Source organism: Streptomyces sp. SS8, from assembly GCF_054072955.1.
Genome location: NZ_JBSVCZ010000022.1, coordinates 1 through 19,486, shown reverse-complemented (window position 1 = coordinate 19,486; position 19,486 = coordinate 1). Strand labels below are relative to the sequence as shown.

General features: G+C 70.1%; 16 protein-coding genes and 1 pseudogene. 6 read left to right on the top strand and 11 right to left on the bottom strand.

The features are described from left to right. Nucleotides 1-82: 82 nt before the first annotated feature. Complete coding sequence (locus ACW69E_RS20325; RefSeq protein ID WP_457499703.1) at nucleotides 83-376, bottom strand: hypothetical protein; 294 nt, start codon at nucleotides 374-376, stop codon at nucleotides 83-85. 331 nt (nucleotides 377-707) lie between these two features. Between ACW69E_RS20325 and ACW69E_RS20320 the strand changes: the two genes are divergently transcribed. Next, on the top strand, nucleotides 708-1,298 hold the full coding sequence (locus ACW69E_RS20320) for a choice-of-anchor C family protein (RefSeq protein ID WP_457499702.1): 591 nt from the start codon (nucleotides 708-710) through the stop codon (nucleotides 1,296-1,298). A gap of 348 nt (nucleotides 1,299-1,646) precedes the next feature. On the opposite strand, the gene ACW69E_RS20315 is transcribed toward ACW69E_RS20320, so the two are convergent. The 3 genes and pseudogenes from ACW69E_RS20315 to ACW69E_RS20305 all read right to left on the bottom strand — a co-directional run bounded on the left by ACW69E_RS20315 (nucleotide 1,647) and on the right by ACW69E_RS20305 (nucleotide 5,014). After that, on the bottom strand, nucleotides 1,647-2,414 hold the full coding sequence (locus ACW69E_RS20315) for a bestrophin-like domain (RefSeq protein ID WP_457499701.1): 768 nt from the start codon (nucleotides 2,412-2,414) through the stop codon (nucleotides 1,647-1,649). Nucleotides 2,415-3,393: 979 nt separating this feature from the next. After that, nucleotides 3,394-4,089 (bottom strand): annotated as a pseudogene (istB, locus tag ACW69E_RS20310) (IS21-like element helper ATPase IstB). A 334-nt stretch (nucleotides 4,090-4,423) separates the two neighbouring features. Beyond that, the gene (locus tag ACW69E_RS20305) at nucleotides 4,424-5,014 is read right to left on the bottom strand and encodes a TetR/AcrR family transcriptional regulator (RefSeq protein WP_457499700.1); all 591 of its coding nucleotides are present in this window, start codon (nucleotides 5,012-5,014) and stop codon (nucleotides 4,424-4,426) included. A gap of 70 nt (nucleotides 5,015-5,084) precedes the next feature. Between ACW69E_RS20305 and ACW69E_RS20300 the strand changes: the two genes are divergently transcribed. Beyond that, nucleotides 5,085-6,020, top strand: a complete 936-nt coding sequence (locus ACW69E_RS20300; protein WP_457499699.1) for a DMT family transporter — start codon at nucleotides 5,085-5,087, stop codon at nucleotides 6,018-6,020. Nucleotides 6,021-6,371: 351 nt separating this feature from the next. Here ACW69E_RS20300 and ACW69E_RS20295 read toward each other — a convergent pair whose 3' ends face one another. Next, nucleotides 6,372-6,725, bottom strand: a complete 354-nt coding sequence (locus tag ACW69E_RS20295; protein WP_457499698.1) for a hypothetical protein — start codon at nucleotides 6,723-6,725, stop codon at nucleotides 6,372-6,374. A gap of 317 nt (nucleotides 6,726-7,042) precedes the next feature. Next, nucleotides 7,043-7,240: a hypothetical protein gene (locus tag ACW69E_RS20290; protein ID WP_457499697.1), complete on the bottom strand. Its 198-nt coding sequence runs from the start codon at nucleotides 7,238-7,240 to the stop codon at nucleotides 7,043-7,045. A gap of 109 nt (nucleotides 7,241-7,349) precedes the next feature. On the opposite strand from ACW69E_RS20290, the gene ACW69E_RS20285 reads away from it, so the two are divergent. Next, complete coding sequence (locus ACW69E_RS20285) at nucleotides 7,350-8,234, top strand: fructosamine kinase family protein (RefSeq protein ID WP_457499696.1); 885 nt, start codon at nucleotides 7,350-7,352, stop codon at nucleotides 8,232-8,234. Between the two features lie 316 nt (nucleotides 8,235-8,550). On the opposite strand, the gene ACW69E_RS20280 is transcribed toward ACW69E_RS20285, so the two are convergent. Further along, nucleotides 8,551-10,017: a non-reducing end alpha-L-arabinofuranosidase family hydrolase gene (locus ACW69E_RS20280; RefSeq protein ID WP_457499695.1), complete on the bottom strand. Its 1,467-nt coding sequence runs from the start codon at nucleotides 10,015-10,017 to the stop codon at nucleotides 8,551-8,553. Between the two features lie 721 nt (nucleotides 10,018-10,738). On the opposite strand from ACW69E_RS20280, the gene ACW69E_RS20275 reads away from it, so the two are divergent. The 3 genes from ACW69E_RS20275 (at nucleotide 10,739) to ACW69E_RS20265 (ending at nucleotide 13,936) form a co-directional block, all read left to right on the top strand. Beyond that, nucleotides 10,739-12,172 carry an endo-1,4-beta-xylanase gene (locus tag ACW69E_RS20275; protein ID WP_457499694.1) on the top strand — a complete coding sequence of 478 codons (1,434 nt, stop codon included), beginning with the start codon at nucleotides 10,739-10,741 and terminating at the stop codon, nucleotides 12,170-12,172. Nucleotides 12,173-12,253: 81 nt separating this feature from the next. Beyond that, nucleotides 12,254-12,454 (top strand): hypothetical protein, encoded by a 201-nt coding sequence (locus tag ACW69E_RS20270; protein WP_457499693.1) that lies wholly within the window; start codon nucleotides 12,254-12,256, stop codon nucleotides 12,452-12,454. Nucleotides 12,455-13,345: 891 nt separating this feature from the next. Further along, entirely contained in the window at nucleotides 13,346-13,936 is a 591-nt protein-coding gene (locus ACW69E_RS20265) for a hypothetical protein (RefSeq protein ID WP_457499692.1), read from the top strand. On the opposite strand, the gene ACW69E_RS20260 is transcribed toward ACW69E_RS20265, so the two are convergent. The 4 genes from ACW69E_RS20260 to ACW69E_RS20245 all read right to left on the bottom strand — a co-directional run bounded on the left by ACW69E_RS20260 (nucleotide 13,854) and on the right by ACW69E_RS20245 (nucleotide 18,982). Next, entirely contained in the window at nucleotides 13,854-14,495 is a 642-nt protein-coding gene (locus ACW69E_RS20260) for an IS5 family transposase (protein WP_457499691.1), read from the bottom strand. The two genes, ACW69E_RS20265 and ACW69E_RS20260, sit on opposite strands and share 83 nt — an antisense overlap. Then, nucleotides 14,492-15,684, bottom strand: a protein-coding gene (locus ACW69E_RS20255) for an IS3 family transposase (RefSeq protein ID WP_457499690.1) whose coding sequence is annotated in 2 segments (ribosomal slippage) — nucleotides 14,492-15,420 and nucleotides 15,420-15,684 — 1,194 coding nt in all. Because the reading frame shifts where the segments join, the coding sequence is not laid out codon by codon here. The genes ACW69E_RS20260 and ACW69E_RS20255 overlap by 4 nt, the downstream gene beginning before the upstream one ends. Nucleotides 15,685-15,815: 131 nt before the next feature. Then, nucleotides 15,816-18,521 (bottom strand): Helicase associated domain protein, encoded by a 2,706-nt coding sequence (locus ACW69E_RS20250; RefSeq protein ID WP_457499689.1) that lies wholly within the window; start codon nucleotides 18,519-18,521, stop codon nucleotides 15,816-15,818. Between the two features lie 11 nt (nucleotides 18,522-18,532). After that, entirely contained in the window at nucleotides 18,533-18,982 is a 450-nt protein-coding gene (locus tag ACW69E_RS20245) for a hypothetical protein (protein ID WP_457499688.1), read from the bottom strand. Nucleotides 18,983-19,486: the final 504 nt, after the last annotated feature.

Genomic DNA, 19,486 nt, shown 5'->3' with positions numbered 1-19,486 from the left:
GACGAACAGGGCGAGCCGGACCAGACTTACGCGCCCGCCCGCCGGATCCGCGTGCTGACGGACTCGCTCGCGTTCTCACGGGTCACCGGCGCGTCCTCCTTGACCGGGAGTCACATCGGAGGACTTGCGGTCCCGGATCGCCGGCCCACCGGCCGTCGGGCATGGCGTCCAGCACAGCGTTGGCCGCCGGCAGGTGGGCTCTCATGTCGGCGAGGGTGAGCAAGGCGTCGGCGAGGGCCTTGGCGAGCGGCCGGTAACTGGTGCTGCCGTCCCCCTCCACCATCACGACCTCGGCGAGGTCGTATTCGTAGAACGACCGGTTCGCCGGGGTCTGGTCGGGCCGGTGGGTCCTGCCGCCCCCGCCCAGGTACGGCATGTCGACCGGGCCGACGCGTACCCTGCGTCACCCTTCGGTGAGTGCCGGCCCGTGCCCCGGGGACCCCGGGCCCGGGCACCGCACCACTCGCGAAGGTGGACCGATGCCGGTCTGTCCGCCGGTTCCACGGCAGGGAGGGCACTGGACAGGCGGTGTGCGGCAGGAAGCATCCGGGGGCTTGCGTCCCGGCCGGTCGGCGTGCACTGGCCGGCGGATCCGCCCCGTGCTCCGGTGCGCGGGTGGCCCGGGCTTGGCACGCATCCGGAGTGAGGGGAGATTTGATCCGACAAGTCGACCAGACTGTCACTCCCTCTCTGACCAGGAGGACTTCATGCTGCTCACGCGTTCCCGCATGACCGCGGCAGTGGCCGCCGTCCTGTTCGCCGCCGCCGGAACCGCAACGGCGGCCCCCACCGCCAGCCGGTTCGACGACGGCAGCTTCGAGTACCCCGCGGTCGCGGCGAACAGCTTCCAGAGCTTCGCAGCCGGCGCCTCCATGGGGCCGTGGAAGGTCACCTCCGGAGCGGTGGACCTGATCGGCGCCGGGTTCTGGCAGGCCGCCGAGGGCGACCAGTCCCTCGACCTCAACGCAACCGTCCCGGCGACCGTGGCACAGACATTCACCACCGCCCCGGGCAGGACCTACACCGTCACCTACTCCCTCGCGGGCAACCCCGACGGCGCGTCACCGCTGAAGACCGGCAGGGCGCTCGTCGACGGGCAGAACTTCCAGGACTTCTCCTTCGACACCACCGGCAGGACCCGGTCCGACATGGGTTATGTGACGCGGCAGTTCACCTTCGTCGCCAACAACCCGACCACCACCCTCGCCTTCGCCAGCACCACCGCCAACAGCGCCCACGGCCCCGTCATCGACGACGTCAGGGTCCACACCTGCTGTTCCGACTCCTGCTGCCGCTGACCACCCTTCCGGCCCGGTCGCGAGGCCGGTGACTGTCCATGCCGTTCGCACGCGGTTCCCCGGCGCGACGCGCCGGGGAACCGCGCTGCGCGGGGCAGGGCGCCGGGGATTCGTTCGGACACCTTCCGGCACGGTGGGCGGAACCTGTTCCTCGGATGTCACCGGTGGGAACGACTGCGGACCGAAGCAGGACCGCGTGCCGCCGATCGTTATCGAGTACGGGGAGGTGGCCGGGGGACTGATCGGCGACGGCACCGCCGCATGCCTGAAGCCGACTGCGCAGTCCGGCCCCGCCGGCGGGATCGCGCCCGGCTTCGGAACCGCCGCGAAACCCCGGACACCTCGGTCTCAGCCGCCCGTGGCCCGTGGGAGGAGCACGGTGAACACCTCGGACGGATCCTCCAGCCCGCGGGTGAACGGCGAGTCGAAGTACCAGACGAGGAAGAGGAGGAAAGTGATCAGCGCGGTGAACAGCCCGGCCAGTACCAGCTCCCGGCCCGAGCGCTGGATCTGCAGGGCGAACACCATGCCCACCGCGATCGCCGCGCCCGCCACCAGCCCGGACCACACCACGCCGGGCAGCGTCGGCTCCATGCCCTGCACGCGGGCGGTACGGGCCTCGTCGACGGCGGCGACCTGGTCCACCAGGGACTGGTAGGTCTGCGCCTCGCGCACGGTGGCCGGATCGTAGTCGGTGACGTTTCGCCGCAGACGGTCCAGAAGCAGTGCCCCCCGGTCGGTCGTCTCGCCGTGCTCGGTCATGTGGGGCCACTCCACCGTCACCACGTGGTGGACGTAGGCGTCGACGTCGCCGCGGACGCGGTCGCGGGCCGCGGCGGGATACGCCTGGGCGCGTTCGCGCACCTCGTGCAGGGCCCGTGCCTCCTGACGCGTCCAGTCCTCGGCGGCCGAGCGGCCCTCCCAGACGCCCGCGATGGCCAGGCCCAGCACGATCGCGTACACCACGCCGATCATCATCGTCATGTACTCGATGACGTCGGGTGTCTCGGACGGGTCGTCGCCCTCGCCCACCCGGCGCCGACGCAACAGGGCGACCGCCACGACGGCCGCGCAGGAGGCGACGACGGTGAGCAGCAGGAAGAGCCATTCGGACATGGGATTCCTCGGTGTCTCAGGAGGTCCGGCTGGAGCGGGGACGCAGCACGGCGGCGGCCAGTACGGCAGGAGCGACGATCAGCAGGATGCGGCCGATGAGCGGGAGACCGGCACCGGAACGGTGACGCGGGGCGGCGGCGCGGACGGCGACCGGGGGAGAGGCGCTCGGAGAGGATCCGGCGTGCGCCGGCGGCGGGGCCTCACGGGGTGGTGCGGTTCTCTCCGTGAGGCGTGGCACGGCGGCAGGGACGGCCGTTTGGCGGGATGCCGGTGACGTGGCGATGAGCGGGGGAGAGGCGGGCGCGGAGGGGAGCGGAGGCGGGTCCGTGGGTACGGGAGACGGGGGAGGAGTACGTGTGGGTGGCGGAGGTGGAGTCATGTCCGGCGGAGGAGGAGGCGAGGGAGAAGGGCACGGGCGGCCCAGGAGTAAATCGAGCCGAGTGCCGGGGGGGTCGTCGGCCGTGATCGTCACGGACAGGCTCGGGCAGTCCGGTCGTGCCAGGACCGTCAGTGAGGAGTGGCCGTCGGTCAGCCGGACCTCGGCGCCGTCTCCGGCCCGGATCTCGACACCCGGCAGCGTGGGACCGGGACCGCTTCGATCCTCGGCGCGGGCACTGACCGGCGCGATGAGCGCCAGAAGTGCTCCGGCCACCACCACGCCCGTGCGCAGCCCGCCGTGTTCTCGGTTCACGGTCTTCTCTCTACGCCGTCGGGGGCGGCAGGCGCAGGAGAACGGGAGGTAACCCCTCGATGTGGTGATTCCCGGCGGAACGAGCTCGCCGACGGGTTCCCTGGCGGACCAAGAAGACGCGTCCCGGTGCCGACCGGTGCTGTGTCGGGCACGGCCGGGGGACGTCTCCGGCCGTGAGCGATTCGCCGGCGACGGTCGTCCTCAGCCCTCCGTCGGCCTGTCCAACGGTCGGCGGGTCCTCGCCGCGCCCGGCCACCTTCCACCTCGGCCGGGCAAGGCCGCGGTCGGTCAGCCGGTGCGGGGCCGCGGTCGCCGCGACCGTTGGCGGTGCCGTCGCCCGTTGATCGGGACGACCTCGCAGTGGTGCAGGAGCCGGTCGAGGATCGCGGTGGCCAGAGCCTCGTCGCCGAAGACCTGACCCCGCTCGCCGAAGATCTTGTTCGAGGCCAGGATGATCGAGCCCCTCCCGTAACGCTTGGAGATGACCTGGAAGACCGGGCTCGCCTCGGCCCGCTCCAGCGGCCGGTAGCCCACCTCGTCGACCACGAGAACGGCGGGTCGGAGGCAGCCGGTGAGCTTGCTGATCAGACGGCCCTGGTCCTCGGCGGCCCTGAGGTGGCGAACCATGCCGTCGAGGCTGGTGAAGTGGATCGAATAGCCGGCCCGTCAGGCCGCGACGGCCGGGGCAACGACGATGTGCGTCTTGCCGACCCCGGGCGGCCCGAGCAGAGCGACGTTGGCCTTGTCCTCGACGAAGGAGAGGATGGCCAGGTCCTCGACCTTGCGCGGGTCGAGGTCGGGCTGGGAGAAGTCGTGGTCCTCCGGCGTCTTGTGGTGCGGCAGCTTCGACAGCCGCAGGCCGTTGCGGAAGCGGAGGTCGTCGCGGACGGCGAGTTCCTCGGACAGCACCAGATCGAGCAGGCCGAGGTAGCCCATCCCGGCCTCGTCCGTCCGCTGGACGTACTGGTTCAGGGCCTCGGCCAGGTGCGGCCGGCCTCGACACTTGCGGCAGCAGTCCTGCTCGGCAGAGCCTGCAGCGGCCCGCTCTCCGGTCCGGGAGGCCGACCGTGGCGGGGAGAGGGCAGAACGTCGTCGCCGGTGGTGACGCGGCGGTCGGGGCCGGTGGGAGAGCGTCCCAGCGCGTCTCATCCACGACGCGGGCGCCTCGGCCAACGGCCCGCGGATGGACGGCCAACAGGGTCCGGCCACTGGCGCCGGGGCGGTGGGATGCAGCGCGACCTGGGACTTCGTGGCCCGGATCTCGACGAGACGGCGGGGCGGACCTCGCGGGCGGGCACCGGGCAGGGGAAAGGGCCGGTCACGTCCGCTGCTCGAGTAGCGCGCGGACCTGTTCACGCGCCGACGCGGCGGCATCCGGGAAGATGTCGAGGCCGTGCGCGACCAGGGCGCCCTCGTGCAGCAGCATCAGCGTCCGGGCCAGGCCACCGGCTCGGCCGGGGGCGATGTCGGCGGAGAGAAGTGTGAACAGGGCGAACATCCACTGCTTCTGCCCGGTGATGACCGGGTGGGCCGGATGGCCGGGGTCGCTGATCTCCGCGTGGGCGTTGACCATGCTGCACCCCCTGGGGCTGAGTTCCGCCGCCCAGGCCTCCGTGGCGTCGAAGACGGCCAGGACCCGTGCACGCGGGTCGGGTCCCGCCGCGTCCAGGCGCTCGGTGAGGAAGGCGCGCCAGCGCTCGTCGCGGTCGGCCAGGTACTCCACGACGATCTGCTCCTTGGAGCCGAACCTGTCGTAGAGGGTCTTCTTCGTCACCCCGGCCTCGGCGGCGATGAGGTCGACGCCGACGGCGTGGATGCCGCGCTCGTAGAACAGCCGGGCGGCTGCCTCGAGGACGCGGCGGGCGGCGGGCGTCATGGTGATCCGGCGCGGGGCCTCAGCGGTACCCATGACACCCACTATACCGATCTGTATAGTGGGCGGGGAGCGGGTAAACCGATCTGTTTAGTGGTGTGGTGCTGTGAACATCCTGCTGTCCCTCGCCTTCGTCCTGTGCTGGAGCTCCGGGTTCATCGGCGCCAAGCTCGGCGCGGGCAGCGCGTCCGCGATCACGATCCTGATGTGGCGTTTCCTGCCGCTGTCCGTCGTCCTCGTCGCCGTCGCCGTCCTCATGCGCGGGGCGTGGAGGGGGCTCACCGCCCGGGACGTGACCCGCCAGGCCGTGATCGGCGTGCTGTCGCAGAGCGGCTACCTGCTGAGTGTGTACTACGCCATCCAGCTCGGCGTCTCCAGCGGCACGACGGCCCTGATCGACGGAGTCCAGCCCCTCGTCGCCGGGGCTCTGGCGGGGCCGCTGCTGGGGCAGTACGTCTCGGGCCGGCAGTGGATCGGTCTGGTCCTGGGGCTGGGCGGCGTCGCCGTGGTCACCCTGGCCGACGCGGCGGCCGGGGCCGATGTGCCCTGGTGGGCGTATGCCGTCCCGCTGCTCGGCATGTTCTCCCTCGTCGCGGCGACGTTCCTGGAGAGCCGGTCCCGCTCGCGGGTCGCGCCCTCGGTGTCGCTCACCGTCCACTGTGCCACCAGTGCCGTCCTCTTCTCCGTGCTGGCCGTGGGAGCCGGAGCCGCCGCGCCGCCCGCCGAGGGCGCGTTCTGGCTCGCGGTCGCCTGGCTCGTAGGACTGTCCACCTTCGGCGGTTACGGGTTGTACTGGCTCATCCTGAAGCGCTCCGGCGTCACCAAGGTCAACACGCTGATGTTCCTGATGGCGCCGGTCACGGCCGTCTGGGGGGCGTTGATGTTCGGAGAGCCGTTCGGATTCCAGACCGCTTTCGGTCTGGTCGTCTGCCTCTCGGCCGTCGTCACCGTCCACCGCGGTGAGGGCAGGCGGAGGGATGGAGGCGGCAGGGCCCTGGCCGTCGCTCGCGGCGGGCGTGTGGCCGCCGGAGAGCGCGGCTGACACCGGGGCAGGCCGTCGGGGCGGCGGCTGTGCTCCGGGAACAGCACGCAGACGCTCGTGTGTGTATGGGATGAGAGCGGCCGACAGGCCGAAGGCCCACCGGCACCCGTGCGACCGGGGTGTTACGCGCCGCGCCGAAGAGGGGAGTGCCCGGCCCCGTCCCGCCGACCTCACCGCCGGCAACACCGGCCTCACTCCGTCACCGGCCGCCGCCGGGCGCCGCACGTCCGCTGCGCCCGGGACGGTCGGCTTCCGGCGCCGCCTGCCACACCGGCACCGCGTTTCTCATCACCATGTGTGTCGCGAACGGCCGGCCCGGCCCGGACGGACCGGGCCGGCCGCTGTCAGGGGTTACCTGACGTGGAAACCGTAGACGTGGTAGGTGTCGGCACCGATGAAGGGGGCCGACGTGTGGGGCGGGAGCACCGCGACGTCCCATCCCAGGTTCGTCCTCCAGAAGACGACCACCTCGTGGGCGCCCGAGGAGAAGGAGGTGACGCCGCCCTGTTCGAGCGGGACGTCGCCGGGGCCGGTCCAGCACCGGGCGTGCTCCGTGCCGTTCTCCAGATACGTCACCCTCACGGAATCCGTGCCGGCGCCGCAGTCGATCTCGTCGGTGGCGAAGGCGGGGGCTGCCGGGAGCGCGACGCTCACCGCGACGGCCGTCATGGCGCCCAGCGCCAGTTTCTTGGGTCGGATCTTCATAGTGCTGCGGTTCCTTCCCGGTCGGAGCTCCGCTGGGACGAAGCTTTGAATGAATCTTCAACCATCAACCCGCTTCGGTTCAGCGTTTCGGTGAAATCTCCTCGTGACCCGGCCGGTGGTGGTGTCTGCGGGCGCCCCGGCCCGGAACACCGGGCGCCCTGGGAACCGGGGCGCACGGACCCGGTCAGCGGTGTTCATGAGCCGAGCGCAGCGGCAGGACGTGGACGGGGCGGTGAGGTCGGCCAAGGCCTGTTCGGCCCAGTCGTCGGGGAAGTGGCCGTAGTCGTGGTCGGTGAGGTGGCCGGCGGTGGCGCCGGTCAGGAAGATCTGGGGCGGTACATGCCCACCCCGAGGCGGCGGGCGTCCAGCACGGCCCGGGCCGCCGGGGTGCTGTGGTGGTGGCGGCGCAGTGGTTCGGGGGCACCAGCCGGCGGCTGGACGGCCTCCCAGCGGGCCCGGGTCTTGCCGGTGGAGGGGGATCCGACCAAGATCAGCAGTCGGCTGCGGCCCTCCACGGCGTCCTCCACCGTGCGGGGCCAGGACCTGATCGTGGTCCCGTGGCACGTAGCCGGGCAGCACCCACCCCGACTTCCATGACGAGTACCGGCACAGAGGAGAACATCCGTGACGGAACCAACGTCTTCACTGCTCTCACGCCTGCACGCGGCCGGTTTGCGTGACGTGGTTGCGGTCGACCCGGCCGCTGGAGGGCTTGCCGCGACTGCGGGGCTCGCACGCCGCGCTGACGGCACATCGGTGTTCGCCAAGGAGTTCGGCGAGTCGCCGTCAGGTGGCGCTTTCGCCGCGGAGGCTGAAGGGCTCACCGTGCTGCGCGAGGCGGGCGGTGTTGCCACGCCCGACGTCATCCTCGCGGACCACGACCTGCTCGTGCTGTCCGTACTGCGGCCTCGGCCGCGCACCGAGGCCTTCTGGGAGCAGCTCGCGCATGCGCTCGCCCATCTGCACACCGCCACACGGAATCCCCGCTTCGGGTGGCACCAGGACAACTGGCTGGGGCGCCTGCGGCAGGTCAACACCTGGGAGGACAATGGATTCGAGTTCTTTGCCCAGCACCGTCTGCTGCGCTGGCTGAACGAGCCTCGTGTCCGGGAGGCGCTGGACCGCGCGGACCGGGTGGCGCTGGAGCGACTGTGCGACCGGTTGCCCGAGCTGCTGCCGGTCAGGCCCGCGTGCCTGACGCACGGTGACCTGTGGGCGCTGAACATCATGGCCACTTCCGATGGGCAACCCGCACTGATCGACCCTGCGGTGTCGTACATGTGGGCCGAGGTCGACCTGGCCCACCTGTGGACTACGGCGCCGCCGCCCGAGGCGCATGTGCTCTTCGAGCTGTACGCCGAGCTGACCGGGCTCGATCGCCACTGGCGAGAACGGATGCCGATCCTGCAGCTCCGCCAGCACCTGGCCGTCATCGCCCAGTTCACCCCCGACTGGGGCGCCGCCGACCTCGTCCGCGCCACACTCGCTCCGTTCCGCCGACAGCCCTGACCCGGAGAGCTCCGGAGCCTCCGGCCGACAGGCCAGGCTGCCCTGGCGCTCACCGGCCGGTGTGCTGCTGGCGAACCTCGCTGTCGTCGACGGCGGCGCCCCGCTCCACACGCTCGCGGAGCCGCACCCTCGTCCTGGTGCACCGCTGCCTTGCTCCGCTCGGCGGCATGGTCCACGCACCAGAGGAAGGCCACTGAACGTCCTTCACCGTGGAGGCGGGGGGATCTGGGCTTTTCGGGTTACGGCGTGGCGGGCTCGGTCTTCCGCCGAGCCCGCCACCCAGGCTCCCTACCGGAGCCGGAACCGTGTCGTGCCGTCAGCGCTGCAGTGTCAGCAGACCCGGGCGGTAGGGCAGGAGGCCGTAGTCGCCGCCGGAGTTGGGGCTGCGTCCCTGGTAGAGCAACTGCAGATTGCAGGGATCGACGGTCATGGTCTGATCGGGGCTGGTGCGGAGCAGCTCGCCGTGGCTGATGTCGTTGGTCCAGGTGGCGCCACTGTTGGCCTTGCCGGCGAAAGGATTGTTCTCGGTCGCGGCCTGGGGTGTCCAGGAGCCGTTCAGGCTGGTGGCCGTGAAGGAGCGGAAGTACCGGCCCTGCGAGCCGATCGCCTCGACGATCATGAGGTAGCGGTTCTGACCCCGCAACTTGTAGACCTGCGGGGCTTCGAACAGGTTGTTCGTCGTGTCACTCATGATCACTGTCGAGGTCGAGCCGAAGCTGCCCGGGAAGTTCCCGATCGGCATGCTGGCCCGGTAGATCTTGCCGTTGTCGCCGGCGAAGAACAGGTACATGTTCGTGCCGTCACCGATGAGCGTCTGGTCGATGGGCCCCGTTCCGGAGTCGGAGATGCTTCCGGAGAAGAGCACCTGCTCGGACGACCAGCCGTTCGGGTTGGTGGGGTCGCTCGACGTCCGGTAGGAGAAGGCGGTCCTGCCCCACTGGTAGGCGAGCACCCAGACGTTCTTCGGAGCGAAGTAGAAGAGCGTGGGTGCGACGGTGGAACTGGACATCGTGTTCTGGCTGGCCGAGGCCATCTCCGACCAGTTGGTGAACAGGCCGAAGTTCATCGAACCCCACCTCGTCCCCGTGTCGTGCGTGGTCGCGTAGACGAGTTGCCTGCCGTTGTAGGGGGCGACGGTGAAGTCCTTGAGCGAGACCCACCCCTGCTTGGGCTGCGCCAGCGCGCCCGTCGATGTCCAGCGGTAGGTCGACGGAAGATCACACGAGCCGGGGGTTTCGGTGCCGACCTTGACGAGCTGCCACTGCTGGTTGGCGCCGCCCCAGTCGTCGTACTGGACGATGTTCGCGTTGTCGGCGGTGGAGGCGCCTTGCACTTCGAGGGCCTTGTTGCTGTGGCGTGAGATGAGTCTCACGTAGCCGTCCGGACTGTCGGCCAGCCGCCACTGCTGGTTGGTGCCGTTCAGGTCGGCCCACTGGACGATCGAGCCGCCGTTCGTGGTGGACCAGTTGTAGACGTCCAGTACCTTGCCCGAGTGGCGGGACTTGAGGCGGTAGTAGCCGTCGCCGGAATCGACGAACTGCCACTGCTGCTGGTTCTGGTTGTTCCTGGTCCATTGGGTGATGCGGGCGCCGTCGTCGGTCGCCATGTTGTAGACATCCAGGGCTTTGCCGCTGTTGCGGTTGACCAGCACATACGAGGCGTTGGGGTCTACGGTCGCGGCTTGGGCGGGCTGGGCACCGAGGAAGGTGGCGGCCAACAGCAAGGAAGCGAAGACGCCGAGTAAGCGTCTTGGGTGGACTGGTGACGGGGGGCGAAGCCACATCAGAGGGCCTCCTTGGGGGCGGGGGTGAGGTGACGCCGATGAACCGTGGAGCGACCGTGCCGGGGGCAAGGGCAGGTTCGAAAGTTTCGACGGTGTCCCGGTTCTGTGACGCCACAAGCTAGGAAGGCGGGGCCTTCCGGTCAAGACCTGTCGCCGAGCTGTCCGTAAACGCTTCCTTCCCCTCGGACGCGGCAAGCCGTCACGCCGACCGGGCCTCCGCAAGTTCACGATGCGGCTCACCGGTCCGGGGATCCGCCCGGCTCGCGAGGGTCCGAAAGTTTCGTACGCGGAAGCGAAAATCTTTCGCGCCGCGAGGGTTGACGAGGCGCTGTCAATTCCTCAATATCTTGTCTGGATAGTCGACCATGGTTCGATATTTCGAACGCCATAGTCCTGTGCGGGCTGCGCTGCAGGGCAGGGCCGCGCACGGCAGCACGACAGATCCGCACGCCGAAACACCTGCGCCACCCCGTTTTTCGTTCCGGTGAGGCTCACACCGACGCATCCTGACGCCTCGTGCAGGCGGAGAGGTGTGCGACGCCGCGTGACGCCCCCGGCTGAGCAGCGATGGAGTACCCCGTGCCTGTGTCGAAAGACCGCTGCCGCCCGGCGTACGTCACTCGGCGACCGACCGGGCGCCGTCCGTGCCGGTCGGGATCCTCCCGGCTCCCATGACCGCGGTGTCCGGTGGTTCCGTTATCTCTACCTTGGAGGCACAGCCATGGACTCTCACGCACTTCCCAGATCCGCTGTCCGGCGGAAGCTCCGAACTCTGCTGCCGGCGCTGGTCGCCGGCGTCCTCGGTGTGGTCGCCACGCTGGTCGCGCCACCGTCCGCTCAGGCCGCCGAGAGCACGCTCGGCGCCGCGGCGGCGCAGAGCGGCCGCTACTTCGGCGTCGCCATCGCCGCGAACAGGCTGAGTGACTCGACGTACGCGACGATCGCGGCCCGTGAGTTCAACTCGGTGACGGCCGAGAACGAGATGAAGATCGACGCCACCCAGCCGCAGCGGGGCCAGTTCAACTTCACCGCCGCCGACCGCGTCTACAACTGGGCGGTGCAGAACGGCAAGGAGGTGCGCGGCCACACCCTGGCCTGGCACTCCCAACAGCCCGGCTGGATGCAGAACCTCAGCGGCAGCGCACTGCGCCAGGCGATGATCGACCACATCAACGGCGTGATGAGCCACTACAGGGGCAAGATCGCGCAGTGGGACGTCGTGAACGAGGCATTTGCCGACGGCAGTTCGGGAGCCCGGCGCGACTCCAACCTGCAGCGCACCGGAAACGACTGGATCGAGGTCGCCTTCCGCACCGCGCGCGCCGCCGACCCGTCCGCCAAACTCTGTTACAACGACTACAACGTCGAGAACTGGACCTGGGCCAAGACCCAGGCCATGTACCGCATGGTGCGGGACTTCAAGCAGCGCGGAGTGCCGATCGACTGCGTCGGCTTCCAGTCGCACTTCAACAGCGGCAGCCCCTACAACAGCAACTTCCGCACCACGCTGCAGGAGTTCGCCGCCCTCGGCGTCGACGTGGCCATCACCGAACTCGACATCCAGGGAGCCTCGCCCTCGACCTACGCCGCCGTGGTCAACGACTGCCTGGCCGTCTCCCGTTGCCTCGGTGTCACCGTCTGGGGCGTGCGCGACAGCGACTCGTGGCGTTCGGAGCACACGCCGCTGTTGTTCTACAACAACGGCAGCAAGAAGCCCGCGTACACCGCCGTCCTCGACGCACTCAACGGCGGCTCCACCACTCCGCCGCCCGGGGACGGCAACACGATCAAGGGCGTCGGTTCGGGCCGCTGCCTGGACGTGCCCAACGCCAGCACCACCGACGGCACCCAGGTCCATCTGTGGGACTGCCACAACGGCACCAACCAGCAGTGGACGTACACCGATGCCGGCGAACTCAGGGTCTACGGCAACAAGTGCCTGGACGCCGCCGGCACCGGCAACGGCGCCAAGGTCCAGATCTACAGCTGTTGGGGTGGCGACAACCAGAAGTGGCGCCTCAACTCCGACGGATCCATCGTCGGCGTCCAGTCCGGCCTCTGCCTCGACGCCGTCGGGGCCGGCACCGCCAACGGCACCCTGATCCAGCTCTACTCCTGCTCGAACGGCAGCAACCAGCGCTGGACCCGCGCCTGACAAGGCATGCTACCGACGAAAGGGTGAATCGGTGACGGCCTGCAGTGCGGCTTCCCCCGCCCCATCACGAGGTCGTCGCTGGTGATCACGAGGGTCGCCGCCATCACGGCGGCGACCCTCGTGACCGGCTTGCTCGCCGGAGTGAATCCGGCACCCGCCGAGGCGGCGACGGTGGACACCGATACCTGGTACGCCCTGGTCGATCGCAACAGCGGCAAGGCGGTGGACGTCTCTGGCGCGTCCACCGCCGACGGCGCGGGTCAGCCGGCGCACGCGCAATGACGAAGCGACCAGCAGTGGCGGTTCGTGGACCCGGCGACGGCTCCCACCGCCTCAAGGCCCGGCATTCGGGCAAGCTTCCCGACATGGCCGGCGCCTCGACCACAGACGGTGCCGTGGCCCAGGTGTACAGATCACGAGCGTTGTCAACGCTGACTGATCTTGATCATGGCGAAGACCTCCGGTGTGAGGAGAGTGCCCGGAAGCCGCCGGGCCCGGCTTCCGGCCCTGAGCGCCTCACCGTGACCACACCGGGTGCCGGTGTGGCGGGCCTCGGTCCGGGCCACGGCGTACAGCGCCCCGCCGACCGCTCGATGCCGCCGAACTGGGGCCCCGGTTGGGAGGTGCAGCAGGCGGCTGCGGCGATCTTGCGCGTCAGCACGGTGCCGATGTCCACCGTCACCTCGGTCGCGTCTGCGGACCGGCAGGGAGGAGGCCCGCCCTCGGCGTACGACGTGCGAACCACGTAGGGGACGTCGCGCCGCCGGCAGGTGCGAGAGGACGGTGCGATGGCGGCGACCGGGCGGCGAGACAGGCGGCCGACGCCCGGCTCGACGCGTTCCGCTGGCTGCGCCGCTCCAACGCCCGACGCCGTCACTCCCGCCTCGGGCACCGCAGCCCGATCGCCTGCGAGAACGCCTTCCGAAGGACACCGACCACGCTGGTGCCGGCCGCATGACCCGTGTCCGGGATTCGGGGTCAAGGCCCGGGCACATCGCCGTGATCAGCCCTCAGGGAGCCGTCCGGCTGTTCGAACGTGGTCAGCCGGTAGATCAGGTGGTGGGCCTGACCGGTCTGAGTGTGTTGTGGCAAAGGGAGTCCCTGTTCGATGAGCAGGGGCTTCTTCGTGTGCGGGGCATGATCGCGGAGGGGTAGGGGCAGGCAGCGGACGGCTTGCTGTTGATCGAGGAGGGTGCGATGCCGTCGGTGTTGGGGCTGATGGAACGGCGTGAGGCGCGGGCGAGGCAGGATCTGGAGTCCTGGACGGAGGTTCTGGAGCAGGCTCAGGCGGAGGTGGATGCCGCGCGGGAGCGGGTCGAGCGGGCCCGGGTGGGGCGTGAGGAGCTCGTGGCGGTGCTGGCCGAGGAGAGCCCGGTGAATACGCCGGCTTCCGTGCCGTCTGGTGGTGAGGCGGCTGCCGGCGTGGGATCGAGCGGCTCCGGCGCGGGGCGTGGCGAGAGGCCGCCGGTGTGGCGGTCGGGCATGGGTGAGGAGGTACTCGGCGGCCTGTATCGGGAGGTGTTTGTTGCGGTGGTGGCTGCTTCAGGGCCGGTGAACGGGGTGGAGCTGACGCGGGCGGTGGGCCGGGAAGCGGAGATCAAGAACGAGGTGGAGAAGATCCGTCACCGTGCCTACGTGCTGGAGAAGCGGGGCTGGCTGGTGCGGGCGGAGGACGGACGGTTCATGCCCGCGCCCGGGGCAGTCGGCCGGGGCGTTTCTCCGGCCAGTGCGGAGCGTCTGCGGCCAGGCGCCTCGACAGCCTGATCACGGCGGCCCACCACACCATCGCCGCGTGGTGGTCGGGGCGGCGTTCGTGGTCGCGGTTGAGGCGGCGTGAGCGGGAGAGCCAGCTCAGGGTTCGCTCCACCACCCACCTGCGGGCCAGTACGACAAATCCGCGTTGCCCGTCGGAGCGGCGCACGACCTCGGTCCGCACTCCGTGACGGGCGAACGCCTTCGCCAGTGCCGGACCCTGGTAGGTACTGTCGACCCACACCAGCTTCAGCAGCCGGCCCGGCTGGTCCATGAACGTCTCCAGCAGCGCGGGAGCGGCCTTGGAGTCGTGCACATCGGCCGTGGTCACGGTCACCTCCAGGAGCAGACCCTCGGTGTCGGTCAGGATGTGACGCTTGCGCCCGTCACGTGACTTGCCGCCGTCGTATCCGCGGCTGTCCTCGCCGACGGTCTCGGAGGCGTCCACCGACTGGCTGTCGATGATTCCCGCACTGGGCTCGGCGTTGCGGCCCGCGCGTGCCCTCGCCGAACATCGCAGGCGTTCGTTGAGCTGCCCCGAGTTTCGTGGAGTCCGCGATCGTGTGATCAAGCGGTCTGCGGGACTTCCTCCAGGTGCGCCCAGTACGTCTGCTCGTACTCGTCGGGCGGCACGTAGCCCAGGGCGGAGTGGAGTCGTTCACCGTTGTACCACGCGACCCACTGGAAGACGGCCCGCTCGATCTGGTCGACGTCCCGCCATGGCCCCTGATGTTCGATCAGTTCGGCTTTGAACGTGCCGTTGAGGGCCTCGGCCATCGCGTTGTCATAACTGTCCGCGACGGACCCGACCGACGCCGAGGCACCGACCTCGGCGAGACGTTCCGTGTACCGAATGGATACGTACTGCGACCCGCGGTCGCTGTGGTGGATGAGATCGGCGTCCTTCTTGATCCTCTGCCGCCACAGCGCCATCTCCAGCGCGTCCAGCGGCAGGTCCGTGCGCAGGTGCGTGGCGGCCTGCCAGCCCACGATCCGGCGTGAGTACGCGTCCAGGACGAACGCCACGTAGACCCACCCCGACCAGGTGCGGATGTAGGTCAGATCCGCCAGCCACAGCTGGTTGGGCCGCTCGGCGGTGAAACGGCGGTTGACCAGATCCGGCGGGCGCGGCGCGGCCGGCTCGGGGACCGTGGTGCGGCGGCGCTGTCCGCGGATGACGCCCTCGATGCCGAGTTCGCCCATCAGCCGCTCGACCGTGCAGCGGGCCACCGCGTGTCCGGCGCGGACCAGCGCGCGGGTGACCCGGCGCGCACCGTAGGTGCGGCCGGAGTCCTCCCACACGCCCGTGACCAGCGGAATCAGTTCCTCGTCGCGCAGGCGGCGGGCCGACTTCGGCCGCGTCTTGCGCGCGAAGTACGTCGACGGCGGCACATCCAGCACCCGGCAGACGGGATCGACCCCGAGGCCCTTGCCGCGCAGGTGGTCGATCACCTGCTCGGCCTCGTCCGGGGACGGTCGATCTCCTGGGCAAAAAACACCGAGGCGGCCTTCAGGATCTCGTTGGCCCGCCTCAACTCGGCGTTCTCCTTGCGGAGTCCCTTCAACTCGTCGCGCTCGGCAGTCGTCAGCCGGTCGTCACGCTCGCCGGCGTCCGCCTCGGCCTGGCGGACCCAGCCGCGCAGGGCCTCCTTGTGGATGCCGAGGTCGCGGGCGACGTGCGCGATGGGACGGCCGGTCGCGCGGACCTCGCGCACCGCCCGCTCACGCAGCTCATCAGGGTACTTACGGGGTGCTGGCATTGCTCGTGGTTCTCCTCACGCCTGGAAGCGTAACCCAGGCTTCAGGGACTCCACGAAGATCAGTACAGCTCAGTCCTCACCCTGGCAGGACAGGGGCCAGGACCCGCGTTCCGACGGCCAGCAAGCGTGCCTCACGCCCAGTTCATGCCCAGCTCGCGGAGTGCCGCCCGCTGATCGGGGGTGAGTTTGTCGCGGCGGATTTTGGTGTTGGAGATCCACACGCCCAGCCGGACGGCGTGCTGCTGGCCGTCGAGGGTGACGTGTTCGGTGTGCTGTCTGGGGACGCGGTGGGTGCCTTCTCGTTCGACCCATTGTGCGAGGGCTGCGAGGCCGCGCTGGAAAGCCGCTGATGTCTTCCCGCTGCGCTTCTCGGCCGGGGCCGGTGCGGGCCGCTCGGCGGGCTTCACACCCAGCTCGGACAGTCGCCGCTGCTGTTCCTCCGACAGCTCCGCCCAGGAATCAGCCTGTCGTTGGATCCAGCGTCCCAGATCATCGCCCTCGAAGGTCACGCCGGGCCGGATCTCGGCGAGGATGTCGGGTCCGTCAGCCGTGACGAGGTCGCGGAGTACCGCGTGGTGGCGTTGCCAGTCCAGGGGCCAGGGGCAGTTCCAGTCTGGGTCGATCGCCGCCAACTGCTCCGCGCGGGTCCTGGCGCGTTCGGGGTCCTTGCCGAGCCCGCCCTTCCTGCGAAGGTTGGCCAGGTGCTGGCCGATGGGCACCCGCTCCCCGCCGGCGGGATCGGCCCAGACTGCGTTCTGCCGGGGGGCGAGGTGGCCGTGGGCGCGCCGGTAGGAGCGCAGCACGGCGAGTTTGGTCTCCCAGGCTTCCTCGCCCGGTTCCCAGACCATCCCGGCCTCCGGCGCGTCCAGCAGGGTCTTGCGTCGCGGCTCCAGCTCCCCGGCCCGTAGCGCCTTCCGCTGCTGGTGGACCCACCTGCCCAGCGGAAACGCCTTGGTGACGCCCACCGTCGTCTCCGTGTCGTAGGGCACGGCGTGCAGCCCGGTGATGCCGTTTTCCTGGCGCCAGCGGAGCAGGGCCTGGTAGCCCTCCAACCAGACCAGCGATTCGGGCCGGTAGACGCGGGTGCGCAGGAACGCGGCGATCGTGGCCGCGTCCCGGGGAGAGGAGAAGCGCAGCAGCGCGGACTCGGCCACGGCCTGGGCGTCGTCCTGCTCCTGGTCGCCGCCGTTGCCCTCGCCGCCGGCCCCGATGATGCGGCCGTCCTCGTCCCGTCGGATGTGGACCTTGCGTTCGTGCCTGCTGCGGGACAGGGCGCGGGAGGCGAGCTGCTCGGTCACGCGTTCGTCGTGCGAGCGTAGGCCCTGGAGGATTGCGGTCAGGGGGGCGAACGAGGCGGAGGCGATCATGTCGTTGGGATCCTCGCCGGGGGCGAGGAAGACCGGCACGATGATCCTGGCCATCTTCTGGGTGCCGTCGGGATTGGGGCGCAGGGCGCGGCCGATGTTCTGCACGATCTCGACCTGGGAGGTGCGGGTGTCGGCGAAGCACACGCCCTCGACCCCCCGGGCGCCGGTGATGTCGACGCCTTCGCCGAGGACCCGCACCGAGGCGAGGAACGCGCGGTGCACCCGGCGCCCGGCGGCGTCGACGCCGTTCGCGAACTGGCGGAGCGCCTCGCGCCGCTCACTGACGAGGTGGTCGCCGCACAGCCATTGCGACCAGAGCCTCTCCGGGGGGACGTGGCGGCCGGGCTCAAGGTCGTAGAACTCGGCGCCGATCGACGACGCCGGCAGGCGCTCCGCGGCGGCCAAGGCCTCATCCGAGGTGTCGGTGGCGTACAGCTCGGCGGCGGTCGTGGGCAGCTGCTCCGCGAACGCGGCGGCCTCCTCGACCCGCTGGTGGAAGACCATGACGGTCTTGAGATTGTGCTGCGCGGCGTGTTCCAGAAGCGCGGTCTGCAGCAGGGCCAGGCGCCGACCCCGCAGCGCTTCCTCCGAAGTCTCCAGCACCGGGGCCGGGTCCCGGATCTCCAGCACGTCGATCTCAAACCCGGCGAGGATGCCCCGCTCGATGCTTTCGCTTAGCCCCAGTTCGTGGATCCACTCGCCGTAGGGGCCTTCGGGATCGCTCCGCATCGACGCGATCACTGGCTCCTGGCCGTCCTTCCCGCGCTGTGGCCGCGGCGCGGCGAGGATGCGGGGGGTGGCGGTGAGGTAGAGCCGGAAGTCGGCGGGGATTCGCCGGTTGTCGTGGATGGCGGCCCAGGGCCGCCCCAGATCGCCTGTGGTCGAGTGGGCCTCGTCGATGATCGCGAGGTCGAAGCCGTCCATCCGCTGCCCGTACAGGCGCTCTCCACCGGCCAGGGCTGCCTCCAGCGGCCCGCGAACCTTCTTCCGGCCCTCCGGCTCCCTGTCGTTCTGCCAGGGCCCATACGGGCGCTGATCCGGATTCGGCTGCTCGGGGTCGTCGCGGTCCACCAGGGAGGCGTAGGTGGCCAGCACGACGGCCGGCCCGTGCCCGGCCCACAGGGCGAGTTGAATGGGGTTGGTGGTGGTGCGCACCCCTAGTTCGTTCAGCACCGCGTCGCTCTCCAGCGAGCAGACGGCGACCATCGGCCCTCGGTGCCCGACCCGGCGCCAGGCCTGGGCGGTCTGCACCAGCAGGTCCAGGGTCGGCACCATGACCAGGATCCGGCCGCGGGGGAAGCACTCCAGCGCGGCCGCGGCGGCGGTGATCGTCTTCCCCGACCCCGTGGCGGACACCAGCGTGGCCCGCGCCCCCGCCTTGGGCACTTCAGCCCGTGCGGGGAATCCGACCCACTTCTGTATCCGGGAGACGGCCTCTACCTGGTGTTCCCGAAGAATGACGCCCCTCATGCCAGCCCCGCCTACCAATCGACAGCATCCAGATCCATCCGTCCCGGACGAAGATCCCACGGCAGGTCCTCCCAGTGTCTTTCCTGGAAGAATTTCAGCCGTTCCTTCTCCTCCGGCATCAGGGAGAGCAACTCGAAGGCATACCCCGCCGCGCTCACGGACCGGCCCGAGGCGATCTCCTCGTACAGCGCCCATGAACACCCGCGGACCGCCTGCAGGCACGCCGCCGCAACGCCGTCCTGCTCACCGGTGCACAGACAATCCAGCACCAGCAGGAGACTGCGTCGCCACATCAGCGGCACCAGAGGATCGGCCACCGCCGCAGCCACCATGCCGGCCGCAGCCACGGCCGGCTCCATCAGATTGGACTGGATATACACATGATTGTCTGCCCAGCCTTCCCCCACCCGCTCAGGAGGAGCCTTTGTCAACGCAGCTAGGAAATCACGCGGCACATGCACTGCGCTTTCCCCGCAGCCGCACTCCATGCCCGTCCAGTTATGGCGAGAGACCTCCGACTTCACAACCCAGCCAACCAAAACCCACCCCAAAGAAACCACAGGCACCCGCGAAGGGGTCTGCCATACTTTCCCCAACGCTACATGACGCATCATCACAACGCACCGCCACGCCGTCCCCTGTAGCCAGCCCGGCCCGCGCAGCGGGCCCAACCACCACCCATCACCCGCACTCTGACGACAGGTCACCCCCCAGGCCGCTCCCGAAGGGGTGGAGCGCAGCGGAACCCCTGAGGCCGCACCAGCGAAGCAGCGCGGCCTGCCCGAGCACAGCGAGGGCCCCCGGCGCGCAGCGCCGGCCTTTGGCTCCCGCAGCGAAGCGGAGGGAGCCCCCCGCGCGAAGCGCGGGGGCACGGCGAGCGCAGCGCGCCGCAACCGCGGCGCGCAGCGCCGCGGTTCGCTGCTCCGCGCGCCAGCGCGGAGGTACCCGCGGAGCGGGTACCTCCG

Bases quoted from the DNA above. Each gene is read 5' to 3' on its own strand.
- ACW69E_RS20250 (WP_457499689.1), bottom strand. From the start codon at position 18,521: ATGAGGGGCGTCATTCTTCGGGAACACCAGGTAGAGGCCGTCTCCCGG.
- ACW69E_RS20275 (WP_457499694.1), top strand. From the start codon at position 10,739: ATGGACTCTCACGCACTTCCCAGATCCGCTGTCCGGCGGAAGCTCCGA.
- ACW69E_RS20315 (WP_457499701.1), bottom strand. From the start codon at position 2,414: ATGTCCGAATGGCTCTTCCTGCTGCTCACCGTCGTCGCCTCCTGCGCG.
- ACW69E_RS20325 (WP_457499703.1), bottom strand. From the start codon at position 376: ATGCCGTACCTGGGCGGGGGCGGCAGGACCCACCGGCCCGACCAGACC.
- ACW69E_RS20295 (WP_457499698.1), bottom strand. From the start codon at position 6,725: ATGAAGATCCGACCCAAGAAACTGGCGCTGGGCGCCATGACGGCCGTC.
- ACW69E_RS20320 (WP_457499702.1), top strand. From the start codon at position 708: ATGCTGCTCACGCGTTCCCGCATGACCGCGGCAGTGGCCGCCGTCCTG.
- ACW69E_RS20280 (WP_457499695.1), bottom strand. From the start codon at position 10,017: ATGTGGCTTCGCCCCCCGTCACCAGTCCACCCAAGACGCTTACTCGGC.
- ACW69E_RS20305 (WP_457499700.1), bottom strand. From the start codon at position 5,014: ATGGGTACCGCTGAGGCCCCGCGCCGGATCACCATGACGCCCGCCGCC.